Annotated in this window: 17 protein-coding genes; 5 read left to right on the top strand and 12 right to left on the bottom strand. The window is 68.0% G+C overall.

The window, feature by feature from the left end:
- Nucleotides 1–7: 7 nt before the first annotated feature.
- The 9 genes from tolQ to N7640_RS21200 all read right to left on the bottom strand — a co-directional run bounded on the left by tolQ (nucleotide 8) and on the right by N7640_RS21200 (nucleotide 6,631).
- A complete protein-coding gene (tolQ, locus tag N7640_RS21240; protein ID WP_220813868.1) occupies nucleotides 8–679 on the bottom strand; it encodes a protein TolQ in 672 nt (223 codons plus the stop codon).
- Nucleotides 680–710: 31 nt separating this feature from the next.
- A complete protein-coding gene (gene ybgC, locus N7640_RS21235) occupies nucleotides 711–1,166 on the bottom strand; it encodes a tol-pal system-associated acyl-CoA thioesterase (protein WP_220813852.1) in 456 nt (151 codons plus the stop codon).
- Nucleotides 1,167–1,219: 53 nt separating this feature from the next.
- Nucleotides 1,220–2,269 carry a Holliday junction branch migration DNA helicase RuvB gene (ruvB, locus tag N7640_RS21230; protein WP_220813853.1) on the bottom strand — a complete coding sequence of 350 codons (1,050 nt, stop codon included), beginning with the start codon at nucleotides 2,267–2,269 and terminating at the stop codon, nucleotides 1,220–1,222.
- A 3-nt stretch (nucleotides 2,270–2,272) separates the two neighbouring features.
- On the bottom strand, nucleotides 2,273–2,878 hold the full coding sequence (gene ruvA / locus N7640_RS21225) for a Holliday junction branch migration protein RuvA (RefSeq protein WP_220813854.1): 606 nt from the start codon (nucleotides 2,876–2,878) through the stop codon (nucleotides 2,273–2,275).
- Nucleotides 2,879–2,896: 18 nt separating this feature from the next.
- Nucleotides 2,897–3,421, bottom strand: a complete 525-nt coding sequence (gene ruvC, locus N7640_RS21220) for a crossover junction endodeoxyribonuclease RuvC (protein ID WP_279905533.1) — start codon at nucleotides 3,419–3,421, stop codon at nucleotides 2,897–2,899.
- A 217-nt stretch (nucleotides 3,422–3,638) separates the two neighbouring features.
- A complete protein-coding gene (locus tag N7640_RS21215) occupies nucleotides 3,639–4,742 on the bottom strand; it encodes an NADH:flavin oxidoreductase (RefSeq protein WP_279905532.1) in 1,104 nt (367 codons plus the stop codon).
- Nucleotides 4,743–4,800: 58 nt separating this feature from the next.
- Complete coding sequence (locus N7640_RS21210; protein WP_279905531.1) at nucleotides 4,801–5,394, bottom strand: TetR/AcrR family transcriptional regulator; 594 nt, start codon at nucleotides 5,392–5,394, stop codon at nucleotides 4,801–4,803.
- A 126-nt stretch (nucleotides 5,395–5,520) separates the two neighbouring features.
- A complete protein-coding gene (locus N7640_RS21205; protein ID WP_279905530.1) occupies nucleotides 5,521–6,003 on the bottom strand; it encodes a glutathione peroxidase in 483 nt (160 codons plus the stop codon).
- Nucleotides 6,004–6,145: 142 nt separating this feature from the next.
- On the bottom strand, nucleotides 6,146–6,631 hold the full coding sequence (locus N7640_RS21200; protein ID WP_220813859.1) for a peptidylprolyl isomerase: 486 nt from the start codon (nucleotides 6,629–6,631) through the stop codon (nucleotides 6,146–6,148).
- On the opposite strand from N7640_RS21200, the gene N7640_RS21195 reads away from it, so the two are divergent.
- From N7640_RS21195 to N7640_RS21180, 4 genes are all read left to right on the top strand, one after another.
- Nucleotides 6,600–6,917 (top strand): DUF3565 domain-containing protein, encoded by a 318-nt coding sequence (locus N7640_RS21195; protein WP_279905529.1) that lies wholly within the window; start codon nucleotides 6,600–6,602, stop codon nucleotides 6,915–6,917. The genes N7640_RS21200 and N7640_RS21195 overlap by 32 nt on opposite strands.
- 9 nt (nucleotides 6,918–6,926) lie before the next feature.
- The gene (locus tag N7640_RS21190; RefSeq protein ID WP_279905528.1) at nucleotides 6,927–8,117 is read left to right on the top strand and encodes an acetate kinase; all 1,191 of its coding nucleotides are present in this window, start codon (nucleotides 6,927–6,929) and stop codon (nucleotides 8,115–8,117) included.
- A 71-nt stretch (nucleotides 8,118–8,188) separates the two neighbouring features.
- Complete coding sequence (gene pta / locus N7640_RS21185; RefSeq protein WP_220813862.1) at nucleotides 8,189–10,288, top strand: phosphate acetyltransferase; 2,100 nt, start codon at nucleotides 8,189–8,191, stop codon at nucleotides 10,286–10,288.
- Nucleotides 10,289–10,681: 393 nt separating this feature from the next.
- Entirely contained in the window at nucleotides 10,682–11,590 is a 909-nt protein-coding gene (locus N7640_RS21180) for an acyltransferase (RefSeq protein WP_279905526.1), read from the top strand.
- Between the two features lies 1 nt (nucleotide 11,591).
- Here N7640_RS21180 and N7640_RS21175 read toward each other — a convergent pair whose 3' ends face one another.
- From N7640_RS21175 to N7640_RS21165, 3 genes are all read right to left on the bottom strand, one after another.
- Complete coding sequence (locus N7640_RS21175; protein ID WP_279905525.1) at nucleotides 11,592–13,736, bottom strand: EAL domain-containing protein; 2,145 nt, start codon at nucleotides 13,734–13,736, stop codon at nucleotides 11,592–11,594.
- A 34-nt stretch (nucleotides 13,737–13,770) separates the two neighbouring features.
- A complete protein-coding gene (locus N7640_RS21170; RefSeq protein ID WP_279905522.1) occupies nucleotides 13,771–17,496 on the bottom strand; it encodes a CHASE domain-containing protein in 3,726 nt (1,241 codons plus the stop codon).
- A gap of 188 nt (nucleotides 17,497–17,684) precedes the next feature.
- Nucleotides 17,685–18,380: an OmpA family protein gene (locus N7640_RS21165; RefSeq protein ID WP_279905521.1), complete on the bottom strand. Its 696-nt coding sequence runs from the start codon at nucleotides 18,378–18,380 to the stop codon at nucleotides 17,685–17,687.
- A 149-nt stretch (nucleotides 18,381–18,529) separates the two neighbouring features.
- Here N7640_RS21165 and N7640_RS21160 point away from each other — a divergent pair, with 149 nt between their 5' ends.
- Nucleotides 18,530–19,141: a LysE family translocator gene (locus N7640_RS21160; protein ID WP_279905520.1), complete on the top strand. Its 612-nt coding sequence runs from the start codon at nucleotides 18,530–18,532 to the stop codon at nucleotides 19,139–19,141.
- Nucleotides 19,142–19,178 lie beyond the last annotated feature (37 nt).

Here is a 19,178-nt window from a genome sequence, read left to right as displayed (position 1 = left end):
CTGAGACTCACTCGTCCGAGGTGTGGACCTTGCGGTGCAGGATGGCCTGGAACTCGTCGGCAAAGGTGTAGTAGCGGCCGATCAGCATCTCGCCGCGAGCGGCGAAGCGGTTGTAGGCGATCACCGCCGGGATGGCGGCGAACAGGCCGATGGCGGTGGCGATCAGCGCCTCGGCGATGCCCGGGGCCACGGTGGCCAGGGTCGCCTGCTGCACCTGGGCCAGGCCGCGGAAGGAGTTCATGATGCCCCACACGGTGCCGAACAGGCCGATGTAGGGACTGGTGGAGCCGACGGTGGCGAGGAACGGCAGGCTCTGCTCGAGCTTCTCTTCCTCGCGGGAGATGGCGACGCGCATGGCGCGGGCCACGCCGTCCATCACTGCATCCGGGTCGACGCCCGGCTGCTGGCGCAGGCGGGAGAATTCCTTGAAGCCGGCGCGGAAGATCTGCTCCACACCGCAGTCCGGGTCCGGATTGCTTCCGGCCTGGCGGTACAGCTTGGACAGGTCGATGCCGGACCAGAAGCGCTCCTCGAACACTTCGAGGGACTTCTTCGCCGCGCGCAGCATGGTGCTGCGCTGGAAGATCATGATCCAGGAGGTGACCGAGGCGGCCACCAGGGTCAGCATGACCAGTTGCACCACCAGGCTGGCGTTGCTGATCAGGCTCCACATCGACATATGGTCGACGGCGTTGGCTGTTGCTTCCACGCTACTCTCCTACCGATCCTGCTGTGACTGTACCCATGCCGGCTGCGAAGGCTGCGCGCAGCGCTTCGGGGATGGCACGGGGTTTCAAATTGTCGGCCCGCACGCAGGCCACCACGAACTGCCCCTCGCAGAGCAGCGCCTCATCCGTTGCCCGCCGTACCTGTTGACGGAAGCGCAGGCTGGCACGGTTCAACTCCATTACCTCGGCAGTGACGAGAATCTCGTCGTCCAGCCTCGCCGGCGAGCGATAGCGCGCCTCGGCGGAATGCACGACGAACAACAGGTTCTCGCCGGCCAGCTGCGACTGGGCAAAGCCCAGGCTGCGCAGGCACTCGGTGCGAGCCCGCTCCATGAACTTGAGGTAATTGACGTAATAGACGATGCCGCCGGCGTCGGTGTCCTCGTAGTACACCCGACACCTGAAGATGAAAGGCTGGGCCTCGTTTTGCGCGCGCATACTCTAGTGTTTACTCCTGGCCTTGCCAATCCGGGCAAGCCTTTGTTTTGCAACTATTCGTCGCCGCCGAAAAGATCCGTGACCGGAACATCGCTCAGGCGCTTCGGCAGGTTGAGACCGAAGTGCAGGTAGGCGTGCCGGGTCACCACCCTGCCCCGCGGGGTGCGCATGATGTAGCCCTGCTGAATCAGGTAAGGCTCGAGCACGTCCTCGATGGTTCCACGTTCTTCGCCGATGGCCGCCGCGAGGTTGTCGACACCCACGGGCCCGCCGTCGAACTTGTCGATCATGGCCAGCAGCAGACGCCGGTCCTGATGGTCGAAACCACGCTCGTCGACATCCAGCATGTTCAGCGCCTGGTCGGCGATGGCGCGGCTGATCTGCCCGCCGGCACGCACTTCGGCGAAGTCGCGCACCCGGCGCAGCAGACGGTTGGCGATCCGCGGAGTGCCCCGGGCGCGGCGGGCGATCTCGAAGGAGCCCTCCGGGTCGATGGCCAGGCCGAGAATGCCGGCCGAGCGGCCGACGATGGTGGCCAGGTCCTCGCTGGAGTAGAACTCCAGGCGCTGGACGATACCAAAGCGGTCGCGCAGCGGGTTGGTCAGCATGCCGGCGCGGGTAGTGGCACCGACCAGGGTGAAGGGCGGCAGGTCGAGCTTGATCGAACGGGCCGCCGGGCCTTCGCCGATCATGATGTCGAGCTGGAAGTCTTCCATGGCCGGGTACAACACTTCCTCGACCACGGGCGAGAGGCGGTGGATCTCGTCGACGAACAGGACGTCGCCGGCTTCCAGGTTGGTCAGCAGCGCGGCCAGGTCGCCCGGGCGCTCCAGCACGGGGCCCGAGGTACTCTTGATCGACACGCCCATTTCCTGGGCAATGATGTTGGCCAGGGTGGTCTTGCCGAGCCCCGGCGGACCGAAGATCAGCGTGTGGTCCAGTGCCTCCTGGCGGTTCCTGGCGGCCTGAATGAACAGCTCCATCTGCTCACGCACCACCGGCTGGCCGATGTATTCGGCCAGCTTGAGCGGCCGGATGGCGCGGTCCAGCTGCTCGTCGCGGTCGCGGCTGCTGGCGGTTATCAGGCGGTCGGCGTCTATCACTTCTTACACCATTCCTTTCAGGGCACGGCGGATCAGCTCTTCGCTGGACAGCCCTTCTTCCTGTACGGCCGCCACGGCCTTGCTGGCCTCCTGCGGCTTGAAGCCGAGCGAGATCAGCGCGCTCACGGCGTCGCTCTCGGCGCTTGAGACTGCCACGCCGGCACGAGGTTCCACCACCAGCGGGGCGATGGACGGCATCGCCTCCCAGGCCTTGAAGCGGTCTTTCAGCTCCACCAGCAGGCGCTCGGCGGTCTTCTTGCCGACGCCTGGGATCTTCACCAGGGTCGAGGTGTCCTGGGCCTGCACGCAGCGCACCAGCTCGTCCACCTCCAGCCCCGACATCAGCGCCAGGGCCAGCTTGGGCCCCACGCCGTTGAGTCGGATCAGCTCGCGGAACAGCTCACGCTCGCGCTTTTCGGCGAAGCCGTAGAGCAGGTGGGCATCCTCGCGCACCACCAGATGGGTGTGCAGGGTCACCGGCTGCCCCACGGCTGGCAGGCGATAGAGCGTGGTCATCGGCACCTCCAGCTCGTAGCCGATGCCACCCACGTCGAGGATCAAATGCGGCGGCTGTTTTTCCGCCAGGGTGCCCTTGAGGCGTCCGATCACGAATGTGTTTCCTTCTGTTTACAGGCGCAGCCGGCCGCCGCGGCGCTTGGCGCCGAGCAGGCCGTGGGGAATCAGGCTCTGCCGGTGGTGGGCATGGCAGAGGGCGATGGCGAGTGCGTCGGAGGCATCGATCTGCGGCTTCTGCACCAGCTTGAGCAGGTGCATGACCATCATCTGCACCTGCTGCTTGTCCGCGCCGCCGGTGCCGGCGATGGCCTGCTTGACCTGGCTGGCCGTGTATTCGCTGACTTCCAGCCCGGCCTCGATGCCCGCGACGATGGCCGCACCACGCGCCTGCCCGAGCTTGAGCGCCGAGTCGGCGTTCCTGGCCATGAACACCTGCTCGATGCCCATGGTCACCGGGCCGTGCTGGCGGATGACCTCGCTGACGCCGCGGAACACCATCTGCAGCCGGCTGGCCAGATCCCCCTCGCCCGTGCGGATGCAGCCCGAGGCGATGTACTCGCAACCGCGCCCAGTGTCGCGCACCACGCCGTAGCCGGTGATGCGCGAGCCGGGGTCGATGCCAAGGATCAGGGTCATGCAGCGCTTCGCTCCGCGGGCCGGCCGAACCGACACACTGTCTATTTATCCAGCCACGAGTATACGGACCGGCGTCTTCATAAAAAAGGCTCACGAATGCAATCCGGGGAGGCGGATTCCCGGATTGCATCCGGGCTACTGCGTTCACCCCAGATACGACGAGGCCCGGCGGAAGCGCTGTGCTCCCGCCGGGCCTCGTCGGCGCCGCTGGTCGAGATCAGACCAGCTGCTTCAGGGCCTCGCGGCTGAATGGCAGGATGTCGCTCTCGCGGCCATCGCGTACCTTCACCGCCCAGTCCGGGTCGACCAGCAGCGCACGGCCCACGGCCACCAGGTCGAACTCCTGCTTGTTCAGGCGCTCCAGCAGCTTCTCCAGGCTGGCCGGCTCGGCCACCTTGTCGGTGTTAACCATGAACTGCAGGAACTCGCCGTCCAGGCCGACACTGCCGACGGTGATGGTCGGCTTGCCGGTGAGCTGGCGGGTCCAGCCCGCCAGGTTGAGGTCGGAACCCTCGAACTCCGGTTCCCAGAAGCGACGGGTCGAGCAGTGGAAGATGTCCACGCCGGCGTCGGCCAGCGGCCTGAGGAAGGCGCCCAGCTCCTCGGCGCTCTGTACCAGGCGCGCGGTGTAGTCCTGCTGCTTCCACTGGGAGAAGCGGAAGATGATCGGGAAGTCCGGACCGACGGCGGCGCGCACGGCCTGGACCAGTTCGATGGCGAAGCGCGAACGCTGGGCCAGGTCGCCGCCGTATTCGTCGGTGCGCTTGTTGCTGCCTTCCCAGAAGAACTGGTCGATCAGGTAGCCGTGAGCACCGTGGATCTCCACGCCGTCCATGCCGATGGCCTTGGCGTCGCGGGCGGCCTGGGCGAAGGCGGCGATCACTTCGTCGATGTCCTGCTTGGTCATGCCATGGACCACGACATTGCCGTCCTTGACCTTCTCGCTCGGACCATAGCCCGGCACGCTGGCATCGGGCTCGGTGCCGAGCTTGCGCACATTGCCCACGTGCCACAGCTGCGGAACGATCCTGCCGCCTTCGGCGTGTACCGCGTCAACCACCTGCTTCCAGCCGGCCAAGGCATCCTCGCCATAGAAACGCGGCACGTTCGGGTAACCGTTGGCGGCCTTGTGGCCAACCGTGGTGCCTTCGGTGACGATCAGCCCGACGCCGGCGGCGGCGCGACGACGGTAGTACTCCACCACCAGGGCATTGGGCACGCCGCCGGGGGAGAAGGAACGGGTCATAGGCGCCATCACCACGCGGGTGGGCAGTTCCAGGTTGCCCAGGCGGAAGGGCTCGAACAGGGCTTGAACGGTCATGGATTCTCCTTGGGGCCGGCCAGCTGACCGGTCGTCTCGTCGATGGGCAAAAAAACGGTCAGGGCCGCAACAGCAGCTCCAAACGTTGAATGAAGGCCTCCAGCGGCTGCAGGCTGCGGCCGACCTTGAGGCGGGCCAGCACGCCTTGCCAGGCGTTGGAAATAAAGATCGCCAGGTTCTCGCAATCCTCGTCGGCCGCCAGTTCGCCGGCGGCCCGGGCCTGCTCCAGGCAGTCGCGCAGGATGTCCACCGAGGCCTGCTGGATGCGCTCGACCTCGGCACCGATAGCCGGCAGCACCTCGCTCATCTCGAAGCTCAGGCTGCCGATGAAGCAGTGGTACTCGGGCTGTTCCTGGCGCGCGAAGTGGGCCTGCAGTTCCCGGTAGTAGCCGAGGATGCGCGCGCTGGGGCTGAGCACCGGGTTGCCCAGGGCCTCGGTATAGCGGGCCAGGCGTGGCTGATAGACGAACTCGAGCGCCTGCAGGGCGAAGTCTTCCTTGCTGGCGAAGTAGTGGTAGAAGCTGCCCTTGGGGATGCCGGCGGCCTGCACGATCTCCATCACGCCGGTGCCGTGGTAGCCACGGCGCGTCATCACCTGCGAGCCCTTGGCCAGGATCAGGTCGCGCTTGTCGAGTCGGATGCTGTTGTTCATGGGGCGAGCATATGACCGGTCGTCTCGCCCCGCACAGCACTATTGATATCGGTGATCGAGGTGCAGAACCGAGAAGACCGTAGGGTGCGCCACGCGCACCTCAACGCAGTGACGGGGCGGGGTGCGTCAGCCCAGCGCCTTCTCGATCGCCTGGATCAGCGCGGGATCGTCCGGCGTGGTGCGCGGCGAGAAGCGCGCCAGCACGCGACCGTCGCGGCCGACCAGGAATTTCTCGAAGTTCCAGGTGATGTCGCCGGGGAACTCGGCGCCCTCGCCCGCCAGCAGGCGATATAGCGGATGACGGCCGGGGCCGTTGACCTCCAGCTTGCTGCCCAGGGGGAAAGTCACCCCGTAGGTAAGGCTGCAGAACTCGCGGATCTCCTCCTCGCTGCCAGGCTCCTGGCCGGCGAACTGGTTGCACGGCAGCCCGAGCACGGTGAAGCCGCGGTCGCGATATTCCTGGTGCAAATTTTCCAGCCCGGCGTACTGGGGGGTCAGGCCGCACTTGGAGGCCACGTTGACCACCAGCACTATCTGGCCCTTGTAGGGCGCAAGCGGCAGTTCCTGGCCGTCCAGCGCGCGCAGATTGAGATCGTGAAAGGCACTCATGACGGACTCCTTGAGCATGATGAGATTCTGTGCCAGACAGAAAAGGCGCCCGCGGGCGCCTTTTTCGGTCAACTGATCTTAGCAGCCGGGGGCGGGCCTGAGACGACCATAAGTCGCATCGCCCGCCATCGGCGACCGACGATCAGTGGTGGTGACCGCCTTCGCCATGGATGTGGCCGTGGGCGACTTCCTCGGCGCTGGCGTCGCGCACGTTGACCACCTTGACCTTGAAGTTCAGGCGCTGGCCGGCCAGCGGGTGGTTGCCGTCGACGATCACGTCGTCGCCGTCGATATCGCGGATGGTGACGATCTGCATGCCGCCGTCCGGGCCGGAGGCGTGGAACTGCATGCCGACGGCCAGCTCGTCTACGCCCTCGAACATGCTGCGGTTGAGGGTGGCGACCAGCTCGGCGCTGTACTCGCCGTAGGCTTCGGACGGCTCGATGGCCACGCTCAGCTCGTCACCGGCCTGCTTGCCTTCGAGGGCCTTTTCCAGGCCGACGATGATGTTGCCCGCACCCTGCAGATACACCAGCGGGGCGCCGCCGGCGGAGCTGTCGATCACCTCACCGGCATCGTTGGTCAGGGTATAGTCGATGGACACGGCCTTGTTGGCGGCGATCTGCATGGAGGAAAAACCTTTGCAAGAGAGTGGAAAGGGGGCAAGTCTACCCGCCGCGCCGCCCGAAAGCGACCGCGGGACTGACGGGCGGACCCCGTGGGTGCTCGGCTTCCACCGGGACGAGGACGGCCACTGGGTGGCCGACCTGTCCTGCGGCCACACCCAGCACCTGCGCCACCTGCCGCCATGGCAGAATCGCGCCTGGGTCACGGACCCGCGCGAGCGCGAGCGCCATCTCGGCCAGCCCTTTCCCTGCGGCTGGTGCGCGGCCGAACGTGCGAACAACAGATAAGGAACAGTCATGGCGGCACGCAATATCCTGGTCATCAACTGCGGCAGCTCGTCGATCAAGTTCGCCCTGGTCAACGAAGCCCACTCCCACTTCACCCTGAGCGGCCTGGCCGAGCGCCTGGGCAGCCCGGAGGCGGTGCTGCACTGGCAGCGCGGCAGCGGCGAGAAGGACAGCCTGATGCTGCCCGGCGGCGATCACCGCGCCGCCCTGCATCAGTTGCTGCCGCTGGTCCAGGGCGCCGCCGGCGGCCAGCTCCACGGCATCGGCCACCGCGTGGTGCACGGCGGCGAGCAGTTCACCTCCGCCTGCCGCATCGACGTCCACAGCCTGCAGGCGATCCGCGCCACCGCGCCGCTGGCGCCACTGCACAACCCGGCCAACCTGCTGGGCATCGAGGCGGCGCTGAAGCTGTTCCCCAATCTCACACAAGTAGCAGTGTTCGACACCGCCTTCCACCAGAGCCTGCCCGAGCACGCCTACCGCTACGCAGTGCCGGAGGCGCTGTACCGCGAGCACGGTGTGCGCCGCTACGGCTTCCATGGCACCAGCCACCGCTTCGTCAGCCACCGCGCGGCGGAGATGGCCGGGCTGGCCTATGGCGACAGCAGCTGGCTGTCCGCTCACCTGGGCAACGGCTGCTCCACCTGCGCCATCGTCGACGGCCAGAGCCTCGACACCAGCATGGGCCTGACCCCGCTGGAGGGCCTGGTGATGGGCACCCGCAGCGGCGACGTCGACCCCAACCTGCACGGCCACCTGGCCCGCACCCTGGGCTGGAGCCTGGAGAAGATCGACGCCATGCTCAACAAGGACAGCGGCCTGCTCGGCCTGTCCGGCCTGTCCAACGACATGCGCAGCCTGGAACAGGCCCGCGAGCAGGGCCACCCGGGCGCGACCCTGGCCATCGAGGTGTTCTGCTATCGGCTGGCCAAGTCGCTGGCCGCCATGGGCTGCGCCCTGGCGCAGCTGGACGGGCTGATCTTCACCGGCGGCATCGGCGAGAACTCACCCCTGGTCCGCAGCAAGACGGTGGCCCACCTGCGCCTGCTCGGCCTGGCGCTGGACAAGGAGGCCAACGCCCGCTGCATCCGTGGCGTCGCCGGCGCCATCCACGCCCAGGGACACCCACGGGTGCTGGTGGTGCCGACCAACGAGGAACGGCAGATCGCCCTCGACACCCTGGCCCTGCTCGATACCTGAACCGGCGGAGGCGCCGCCTCCCCTCTCTGACTACCCCCCTGCAGACCGCTCCTGCGACCCACGGAGATTCCATGCATACCTTCTTCATCGCCCCCACCGGTTTCGGCGTCGGCCTCACCTCCATCAGCCTCGGCCTGGTCCGCGCGCTGCAACGCGCAGGGCTGAAGGTCGGCTTCTTCAAGCCGATCGCCCAGCCCCACCCGGGCGACGCCGGGCCCGAGCGTTCCAGCGAGCTGATCGCCCGCACCCACGGCCTGCTGCCGCCCAGGTCGCTGCCGCTGGCCCAGGTCGAGCGCATGCTCGGCGACGGCCACCTGGACGAACTGCTGGAAGAGATCGTCAGCCTGCACCAGCAGGCCGCCGAGGGCATGGACGTGCTGATCGTCGAGGGCATGGTGCCGACCCGCCACGCCAGCTACGCCGCGCGGGTCAACGTGCACCTGGCCAAGAGCCTGGACGCCGAGATCATCCTGGTCTCGGCGCCGGAGGGCGAGGAGCCGGAGAGCCTGACCGAGCTGTCCGACCGCATCGAGATCCAGGCCCAGCTGTTCGGCGGCCCGCAGGACCCGAAGGTGATCGGCGTGATCCTCAACAAGGTGCGCCACCCGGAGGGCGTGGAGGCCTTCACCGAGCAGCTCGGCCAGCTCTCGCCGCTGCTGCGCGCCGGCAACTTCCACCTGCTCGGCTGCATCCCCTGGCAGGACGAGCTGAACGCGCCGCGCACCCGCGACGTGGCCGACCTGCTCGGCGCGCAGATCCTCAACGCCGGCGACTACGAACAGCGCCGGGTGCAGAAGATCGTGCTGTGCGCCCGCGCCGTGCCCAACACGGTGCAGTTGCTCAAGCCCGGCGTGCTGGTGGTCACCCCTGGCGACCGTGACGACATCATCCTCGCCGCCAGCCTGGCCTCGATGAACGGCGTGCCGCTGGCCGGCCTGCTGCTGTGCAGCGACTTCCCGCCGGACGCGCGCATCCTCGAACTGTGTCAGGGCGCGCTGATGGGCGGCCTGCCGGTGCTGACGGTGAGCACCGGCTCCTACGACACGGCGACCAACCTCAACCGGATGAACAAGGAAATCCCGGTGGACGACCGCGAGCGCGCGGAGAAGGTCACCGAGTTCGTCGCCGGCCACATCGACCACGACTGGCTCAAGCAGCGCTGCGGCGCGCCGCGCGAGCTGCGCCTGTCACCACCGGCGTTCCGCTACCAGCTGGTGCGCCGCGCCCAGGCGGCGAACAAGCGCGTCGTCCTGCCCGAGGGCAGCGAGCCGCGCACCGTGCAGGCGGCCGCCATCTGCCAGGCGCGCGGCATCGCCCGCTGCGTGCTGCTGGCCAAGCCGGAGGACGTGCACAACGTGGCCAGGGCACAGGGCATCACACTTCCGGACGGTCTGGAGATTCTCGACCCGGAGCTGATTCGCGAGCGCTACGTCGAGCCGATGGTCGAGCTGCGCAAGGGCAAGGGCCTCAACGCGCCCATGGCCCTGGCCCAGCTGGAGGACAGCGTGGTGCTGGGCACCATGATGCTGGCCCTGGACGAGGTCGACGGCCTGGTCTCCGGGGCCATCCACACCACCGCCAACACCATCCGTCCCGCCCTGCAGCTGATCAAGACCGCACCCGGCTACAAGCTGGTGTCCTCGGTGTTCTTCATGCTTCTGCCGGACCAGGTGCTGGTGTATGGCGACTGTGCAGTGAATCCCGACCCCAACGCCACCGAGCTGGCCGATATCGCCCTGCAGAGCGCCGCCTCCGCCGAGGCCTTCGGCGTGCCGGCGCGGGTGGCGATGATCAGCTACTCCACCGGCGACTCCGGCAGCGGCGCCGAGGTGGAAAAGGTGCGCGAGGCCACCCGCCTGGCGCGCGAGGCCAACCCGGCGCTGCTGATCGACGGCCCGCTGCAGTACGACGCCGCGGCCATCGCCAGCGTCGGCCGGCAGAAGGCGCCGAACAGCCCGGTGGCGGGCCGCGCCACGGTGTTCGTGTTCCCCGACCTGAACACCGGCAACACCACCTACAAGGCGGTGCAGCGCAGCGCCGACTGCGTCAGCGTCGGTCCCATGCTGCAGGGCCTGCGCAAGCCGGTGAACGACCTGTCGCGCGGCGCGCTGGTGGACGACATCGTCTATACCATCGCCCTGACGGCGATCCAGGCGGCGTCCATGCGCTGAGCGCTCTCGTAGCCCGGATGAAATCCGGGGTCGCCTGGCGCCCGACCTCGGGCTCCACGCAGGGTGGTGCGGGGCCGCCCAGGCCATGGGCACCGTCTCCGCGCCATCGTTGCGCGCGACCTAGGCGGCCCCGCGCCCCCCGGCATCGCTCCCGGATTTCATCCGGGCTACGAAGTCGTGCGAAATGCGCGGAATGAACGTTAAAATCCGCGCCATCCACCGCGCGGTGCGGCACGGACAGGAAGGATGACTCCTGGGTCCATCCCAGCACTTGCCGTTCAGTGCACAAGCGTTAACCTTGGCGCCGGACCGACTTGCCGCAGGGAGTGCTGCAGGTATCTCGACCGCACAGGGGCGCACAGAAAGCCCCATGACCAGGAGCCCTCCGAGACCATGCTGCAATTCCTGCCCGCTCCGCTTCGCGGCGTCATCAGCGCCCTGCTGCTGGCCCTCAATACCCTGATCTGCTGCTGGCCGCTGTTCGCCGTGGCGCTGCTCAAGCTGCTGCTGCCCTTCCCCGCCGCCCAGCGCGTGCTGCGCGCGGTGATGCACGGCATCGCCGAGTTCTGGATCGGCGTCAACAAGTTCTGGATGGACCTGGTTCGCGACACCCGCTGGGACGTCGAGGGGCTGGAAGGCCTGGACATGCGCCACTCCTACCTGGTCACCAGCAACCACCAGAGCTGGGTGGACATCCTGGTGCTGCAGTACCTGCTCAACCGACGCATGCCGCTGCTGAAGTTCTTCCTCAAGCAGGAGCTGATCTGGGTGCCGGTGATCGGCCTGTGCTGGTGGGCGCTCGAGTTCCCCTTCATGAAGCGCTACACCAAGGAGTACCTGGCCAGGCACCCGGAGAAGCGCGGCCAGGACCTGGCCACCACGCGCAAGGCCTGCGCGCGCTACAAGAGCAACCCGGTGTCGGTGTTCAACTTCCTCGAAGGCACCCGCCTGACCCCGCAGAAGCACGCCCAGCAGAATTCGCCCTTCAAGTACCTGCTCAAGCCCAAGGCAGGCGGTATCGCCTTCGTGCTGGATGCCATGGGTGAACAGCTGGATACCATCGTCAACGTCACCATCCACTATCCCGGCGGCAACCCCGGTTTCTGGGACCTGCTCGCCGGCAATATCGGCGAGGTGGTGGTGCGTTTCGACAAGCTTGCGGTTCCCGCCGAGTTCATCGGCCGCAACTACGACCAGAACGAGCAGTACCGCCTGCAGTTCCAGCAGTGGGTCAACCAGCTGTGGGAGGCCAAGGACGCCCAGCTCGGCCGCCTGCACGAGCAGTACCCGGGCCGCGGCTGACTCAGCCGGGCGGCTCGCCCGGGCGCCACTCGCTCCAGTCCAGGCGCGGCGGGAAGGCGCCGGCGCGCGCCGCCGGCAGCCCCGGCGCGACGAGGAAGCCCTGCATGGTGGTGCAGCGATGAGCGATCAGCCAGTCGCGCTGCTCCACGGTCTCCACCCCTTCGGCGACCACTTCCAGGCCCAGGTGGTGGCCCAGATCGATGATGGTGCTGACGATCGCCGCGTCCCGGGGCGAGTCGAGCATGTTGGCGATGAACAGGCGGTCGATCTTCAGCGTGTCCAGTTCGAAGTGGCGCAGGTAGGCCAGCGACGAGTAGCCGGTGCCGAAGTCGTCGATGGCGATGCGTACCCCGAGCGCACGCAGCTGGCGCAGTTGCTCGCGGGTGGTGTCCAGGTCCTGCATCAGCGCGCCCTCGGTCACTTCCACTTCCAGTTGCGCCGGATCGAGGCCGTGCCGTTCGAGGGTCCGGCGCAGGTCGTCGACCAGTTGCGGCATGCCGAACTGCACGGGGCTGACGTTGAGGCTGAGCAGCAGCCGTTCGCCGAACTGCGGCTGCCAGGCGCGGCACTGGCGGATGCCCTGGTTGAAGATCCAGTCGCCCAGACGGTTGATCAGCCGGGTTTCCTCCAGCAGCGGGATGAACACCCCCGGCGAGATGGTGCCGGCCACCCGGTGCTCCCAGCGCAGCAGCGCCTCGAAGCCGCGCAGGCGGCCGCTGGCCAGGTCGATCTGCGGCTGGTAGACCAGCACGAAGTCGTCCTGCTCGATGGCGTTGCGCAGGCTCTCTTCGAGCATCAGCCGGGAGCGCGCGCGGCCGTTCATCTCCGGCGAGAAGAAGCGGTACTGCTGGCGCCCGGCGCGCTTGGCCTCGTACATCGCCATGTCGGCCGAACGCAGCAGGCCGTCCACCGTCTGCCCGCACTCGGGGTAGCAGGCGATGCCGATGCTGGCGCCGAGGGTGAAGTCGACGCCATCCAGCGAGTGGCGCACCGAGACCAGTTCGATCAGTTTCTCCGCCACCCGCGCCGCATCCTCGGGGTGGTCGAGGCTGTCGAGTAGCGCGGTGAACTCGTCGCCGCCCATGCGCGCGACGATGTCGTAGGGGCGCAGGCAGGCCTTCAATTGCTCACCGACCCTGCGCAGCACCTGGTCGCCGGCCTCGTGGCCGAGGGAATCGTTGATCCGCTTGAAGCCGTCCAGGTCCAGGTAGAGTACGGCCATGCGCTTGCCGCTGCGGTCGATGCGCGACAGCGCCGTGTCCAGCGCCTTGTGGAAGCCGCGGCGGTTGTACAGGCCGGTCAGCGCGTCGGTGACCGCCTGGGATTCCAGCTGGGCGTGCAGGTTGCTGACCACCGACATGTCCAGGGCGATCAGCACCATGGAGTTCTGGTACTGCGGCAACGGCGAGCAGGACAGCGCCACCGGCAGGTAGTCGCCGTTCAGGGTACCCAGCACCGCGTCGTGCACGCGGTAGGTCTGGCCCGCCCGCCAGTGCCGGTAGAACTCGCTCTCGTCCCATTTGCCAGGCATCTCCGGCGCCTTGAGGTAGGACAGCAGCGCGCTGCCCTGCAGGTCCGCCACTTCGCCGCCGAGCATCTGCGCCATGGCCGGGTTGGCGAAGCGGATGATGCCATCGCGGTCGATCACCAGGATGCCTTCCGAGGCGTTGTCCAGCACCGAGGCGTTGAAGGCGCGCTCGCGGTCCAGCTGCTGGCTGAGCTGGAGCAGTTCGCGGCGGTAGCGCTCCTGCTCCAGCAGCGCGTTGATCTTGTGCCTGAGCACCTTGGGGTCGAAGGGCTTGAGGATGAAATCCACCGCACCGCTCGCGTAGCCCTTGAGCACCGATTCCTCGGTGTGGGCAATCGCGGAGAGGAAGATGATCGGCGTGTAGCGGGTGCGCGGGCTGCCGCGCATCAGGCGCGCCACCTCGAAGCCATCCATCTTCGGCATCTGCACGTCGAGCAGGACCAGGCCGACGTCCTCGTCCATCATGCAGCGCAGGGCCGACTCGCCGGAGTCCACGGTGCGCACGTTCCACTGCCCGTCGTCTAGCAGCGCCTCCATGGCCACCAGGTTCTCCTCGCGGTCGTCCACCACCAGGAGTATCTGCCGGTCGTCATCGGCCTCCCGTTGCACCTGCCCCATCCCACCTCCTTCTATCTGCATCGCTCGCCCCTCCTCAGCCCCGCGGCCCCGGCGCCAGCCAGCGGTGCAGCATCTCCAGCAGCTCCTGGCGCCCGACCGGCTTGGCCAGGTAGTCGTCGCAACCGGCGGTGATGCATTTCTCCCGGTCGCCCTTCATGGCGTGGGCCGTGAGGGCGATCACCGGGACGTTGCAGCCGCGTTCGTCCTTCAGGATGCGGGTGGCGGTGTAGCCGTCCATGTTGGGCATCGCCATGTCCATCAGCACCAGGTCGAAGGGTTCGCGGGCGAACGCCGCCAGCGCCTCCTCGCCGTCCCTGGCCGGCACCACCGCCAGGCCCAGTTCATCCAGCAGCGCGGTCATCGCGTAGATGTTGCGGATGTCGTCGTCGACCAGCAGCACGCGCCTGCCGGCCAGCTCGGAATCGTCGGCCGAGGGCTCGCGCACGGTCGCCAGGAACCCCTGCAGCGCCGCGCTCAGGGGGCCGAGGTCGTCGCCGTTCTTGCGCACCACCACCGCCGAGTAGCGGCGCAGGCGCTGCAGGTCCTGGCGGGTGACGTCCACGCCGGTGTTGATCACCACCAGGGTGTTCTGCAGCGGGCGCTCGCGCTGCAGCGCCTCGAGCAGGTCGAAGCCGTGCTGGTCGGGCAGGTCGAGGTCGATCACCAGCGCATCGAAATTCTGCCCGACGTAGGCCTGCAGGGCCTGTTCGGCGCTGCCCAGGGCGACCACGTGGAAGCCGATCTGTACCAGGTGCTCGCGGTAGTGCTCGCGCTCCGCCTCCACGTCCTCGACCAGCAGCAGCCGGCGCGGCGGGGTGTCGGACAGGGCGATGTCCTCGAACACCCGCTCCAGGTCCTGCCGCGCCACCGGCTTGACCAGGTAGCGGGTGCCGTCGCCGCTCCAGCCCTGCGGCTGCGGCACGCAGGAGACGATGTGCACCGGCACGTCGCGGTACTGCAGCATGCCGCGCAGGCGGCGGTAGATCTGCCAGCCGCTGATGTCGGGCAACAGGATGTCGAGGATCACCGCGACGAAGCGTTCGCCCTGCATCAGGGCGGTGGCCTGCTTGCCATTGCGACAGTGGACGCTGGTGAAGCCGTGGGCCTGGGCTTCCTCGGCGATCACCGCGGCGAAATTGGGATCGTCCTCGACGATCAGCACCGCCGGACCGCTGCCGCTGCGCTGGGGCACCGCGCCGAGCGGGTCGTCGTCCTTGTCCACCGGGCTCAGGGCCAGCACCGGCAGCCGCACGATGAAGCGCGAGCCCTGCCCCGGCGTGCTCTCCAGGCTGATCCGGCCACCCAGCACCTCCACCAACTGGCGGGTGATGGCCAACCCCAGGCCGGTGCCGCCGAAGCGCCGGCTGGTGGAGCCGTCGATCTGCTGGAAGGCCTGGAAGATGCGCTCGTGCTGATCCGGATCGATGCCGATGCCGCTGTCACGGACGACGAACTGCAGGGTCTCGCGCTCGTCGTCCAGGGACACCGGCGAGTGACCGATGGACAGCTCCACATCGCCGTGCTCGGTGAACTTGAGGGCGTTGGACAGCAGGTTGCGCAAGATCTGCTGCAGGCGCCCGCGGTCGCTGTGGATCACCCGCGCCACGCCAGGATCGAGGTGGGTGATCAGGCGCAGGCCCTTGATCTCGGCCATCGGCCGCAGGCTGGAGTCCAGTTCCACCAGCAGGTCGTGGACGTTCACCGGCTCCAGCTTGAGCTGCACCCGGCCGGCCTCGATCTTGGACAGGTCGAGCACGTCGTTGATCAGCTGCAGCAGGTCGTTGCCGGCCTTGTAGACGATGTCCGCGTGCCTGACCTGCTTCTCGGTCAGGTTGCCGGCGACGTTGTGCCTGAGCTGTTCGCTGAGGATCAGGATGCTGTTGAGCGGCGTGCGCAGCTCGTGGGACATGTTGGCCAGGAATTCCGACTTGTAGCGGTTGGCCATGGCCAGTTGCTCAGCCTGTTCGCGCAGGCGCTGCTCGGCGGCCCGGCGCTCACTGATGTCGATAATCACCGCCTGCACCAAGCTGTCGTCGCCGCTGCGCAGGGGCGACAGACCCACCTCCAGGGGGATCAGCCGGCCGTCGCGGTGCTGGCCGAACAGTTCGCGGTTGCCGCCCATGCGTCTTGGCGAAGGGTCGCGGAAGAAGCCGTCGCGCAGGGACGGGTGGTGTTTGCGCGAGGACTCCGGCAACAGCATCTCCACCGGCTGGCCGATCATCTCGTCGCGGGCGTAGCCGAACATCTGCTCGGCCTGCCGGTTGACCATGCTCAGGCGCCCCTGGCCGTCTACCAGCACGATGGCGTTGGGCGAGGCTTCCACCACCAGGCGGAAGCGCTCCTCGGCGGCCTTGCGTTCGCTGATGTCGATGATCACTGCCTGTACCAGCACTTCCTGGCCGACGCGGATCGGCGCCAGGCCCACCTCCAGCGGAATCAGCCGGCCGTCGCGGTGCTGGCCGAACAGCTCGCGGTTGCCGCCCATGCGCCGCTGCTCGGGAGCCTTCTGGAACTCGCGGCGCATGGCGACGTGGCCGTGGCGCAATGGCTCCGGCAGCAGGCGCTCCACCGGCTGGTCGAGCAGTTCGTCGCGCCCGTAGCCGAACAGCAGTTCCACCTGGCGGTTGACCATGACCACCCTGCCCCGACTATCGACCAGCACGATGGCGTTGGGCGAGGCCTCCACCACCAGGCGGAAGCGCCCCTCGCTCTCGCGCAGCCGCGCGCTCTCGGCCATCGCCCGCTCGCGTAGCAGCAGGAAGCCGCCCACCAGCAGCGACAACAGCACCGAGGCCAGCAGGCCGGCGCCGAGGCTGATCGGCAGGCCGCTGTTGCCCACGGTGGCCTCGTACAGGGGTGTGCTGCTCACCCGCAGCTGCCATTCGCGGCCGTAGATGTCGAGCTGGCGCTGGGTCTCGAAGCGCGGCCGGTGGGGATGCTCGCCGCTGTGCGCCAGCAGGGGCCTGGCGGGGTCGGCCGAGTCGGTCAGCTCGACCTCGAACTGGCTGGAGAGGCTGCCGAGGATGCCGTGCATCAGATCGTTCATGCGGAACGAGCCGCAGACCATGCCCAGTAGCGCCGCGCGACGCTCCTCGGTGGTGCTCAGCGGGGCGTTCTGGCGGAACACCGGCAGGTACAGGAGCATGCCGGTCTGGGCATCCTCGTCGGTCTCCTGCTTGAGCCGCAGCGGGCCGGTGAGCACCGCGTCGCCGCTGCCGCGGGCACGCTCGATGGCGGCGCGGCGGGTGGCCTCGCTGTACATGTCGAAGCCGAGCACGCGGCGGTTGCGCCAGTCCAGCGGGTTGATGAATTCGATCACCATGTAGGCGTCGCGCTCACCCAGCGGGTAGACGGCGAAGTCGCCACGGCCTTCCGTGCGGGTCCGCGCGACGAAGGCCTCCAGCTCGCCGGCTTCCAGGTAGCGCCCCCAGGCCAGCGCCTGGATGCCGGGGTAGTGCTCCTGGAGCTGCAGCTGCTCGGTGGCGCGCTGCCATTCCCGGTCCGCCACCTCGTCGCTGCCCGCCATCAGGCCGGCCATGCCGCGCAGCACCATCTCGTAGGCGCGCATGCGCTCGCGCACGCTCATCTCGACGCCGTCGACGGCCAGGGCGAAGCGCTGTTCCTGGGCCTCGCGGTTGCCCTGCGCCAGCGTCCACCATTGCCACAGCACCAGTGAGGAGAGCGCGGCCAGCAGGAGCAGGCTGACGATGAGCGGAACGATGGGTTTGCGAGTGGGGAAGATGGGAGCGGCGTCGTCCATGGTTTCTCCTGTTCCTGCGGCCACGCCTCGCTCGCCTGGGCGCGCCCGCTCGCGCGCGGCCGAGCGCGTCGTCTGCTGAGAGTGTAGTCAGGAATCTCCACCAGCATGGCGGAATGACAGACGGCATTTCGCCATCATCCAAAAAGCAGAAGGCCCCGAACGGGGCCTTCTGGGTGAAGCGGTGTTTTCTACTGCGCGCCTTGCGCGCCAGGCAGGGGCCGCAGGGTCACTTCCACCCGGCGGTTCTGCGCGCGGCCATCGGCCGTAGCGTTGCTGGCGATCGGCTGGTCCGGGCCGGCGCCACGGGTGCTCAGGCGGGAGGCATCGACGCCCTGGGCCGCCAGGTAGTTGGCTACGCTCTGTGCGCGGCGCTGAGACAGGCCGACGTTGTGGGTGTGGCTGCCGGTGCTGTCGGTGTGGCCGACGATCTCGATGCTGTTCTGGTTGTACTGGCGGAAGGACGAGGCCAGGTTGTTCAGCGGGGCGTAGAAGCTGCTGGCGATGTCCGCCGAATCGGTGGCGAAGGTGATGTTGCCGGGCATGATCAGCTGGATGGTGTCGCCCTGGCGCTGCACTTCCACGCCGGTGCCTTCCATGCTGCGGCGCAGCTCTTCTTCCTGCTTGTCCGCGTAGTAGCCGTAGCCCGCAGCGGCGGCGCCCGCCACGGCCGCGCCGATCAGCGCGCCCTTGCCGCGATCCTTCTTGCTGGAGGTGGCCGCACCGACCGCCGCGCCGGCCACGGCGCCCAGGCCTCCGTACTTGACGGTCTTGCTGACGCCGGAGTTCTGCTGCGGGGTCTCATAGGGATTCTGCGAGGCACAGCCCGCGACCAGGGCCACGGCGAGGGCGGCGAAGACGGGGCGGGCGAGGTAAGCGTTGATCATTCGATACTCCTGAGCGAAAAGCGGACAGACCGCAGCGATTAGAGCACGGGCGCAGGCGAAGATTCCCCCGGCTGCCGTTTCGCTTCGCTCTTCCGGCGCGCGGCCGCTTGGGTTAGCTTCGGAGCCTTTACCCGGCTCCGGTGACTTCCATGGCCCTGCACACCTGGCTCATCTACTTCACCGCCGTCTTCGGCCTGGCGCTGACGCCCGGCCCCAACGGCCTGCTCGCGCTCACCCACGGCGCGCTGTACGGCCACCGCCGCACCCTGTGGACGGTGAGCGGCGGGGTGATCGGCTTCGTGCTGCTGATGGCGCTGTCGATGTTCGGCCTCGCAGCCCTGCTCAAGGCCTCGGCCCACGCGCTGCTGGTGCTCAAGTGGCTGGGCGGCGCCTACCTGGTCTGGCTCGGCATCCAGCTGTGGCGCTCGCCGCCGCTGCAACTCACGCCACTGGAAGGCGCCGGCGCCCGCTCGGGCGCGCAGCTGTTCCGCCAGGGCCTGCTGTCGGCCATCTCCAATCCCAAGGTGATCCTGTTCTACGGCGCCTTCCTGCCCCAGTTCCTCGACCCGGCGCGCAGCCTGTGGCTGCAGTTCGTGGTGATGGCGGCGACCTTCGCCCTGGTCGAGGGGCTGGTGGAGTATCTGCTGGCCCGCACCGCCCAGCGCACCCGCCCCTGGCTGGAACGCGCCGGACGCGGCTTCAACCGCTGCTGCGGCGGGCTGTTCGCCGCCATGGGTGTGGCACTGCCGCTGACGCGCTGACAAGGGAGTCGCGCGCTCACGCTGCCTGACTGTGGTC

It is taken from the genome of Pseudomonas sp. GD04015 (genome assembly GCF_029837675.1).
GTDB lineage: Bacteria > Pseudomonadota > Gammaproteobacteria > Pseudomonadales > Pseudomonadaceae > Aquipseudomonas > Aquipseudomonas paralcaligenes.
The sequence above is the reverse complement of the archived record's forward strand: the minus strand, read 5'-3'. Positions and strand labels throughout refer to the sequence as shown.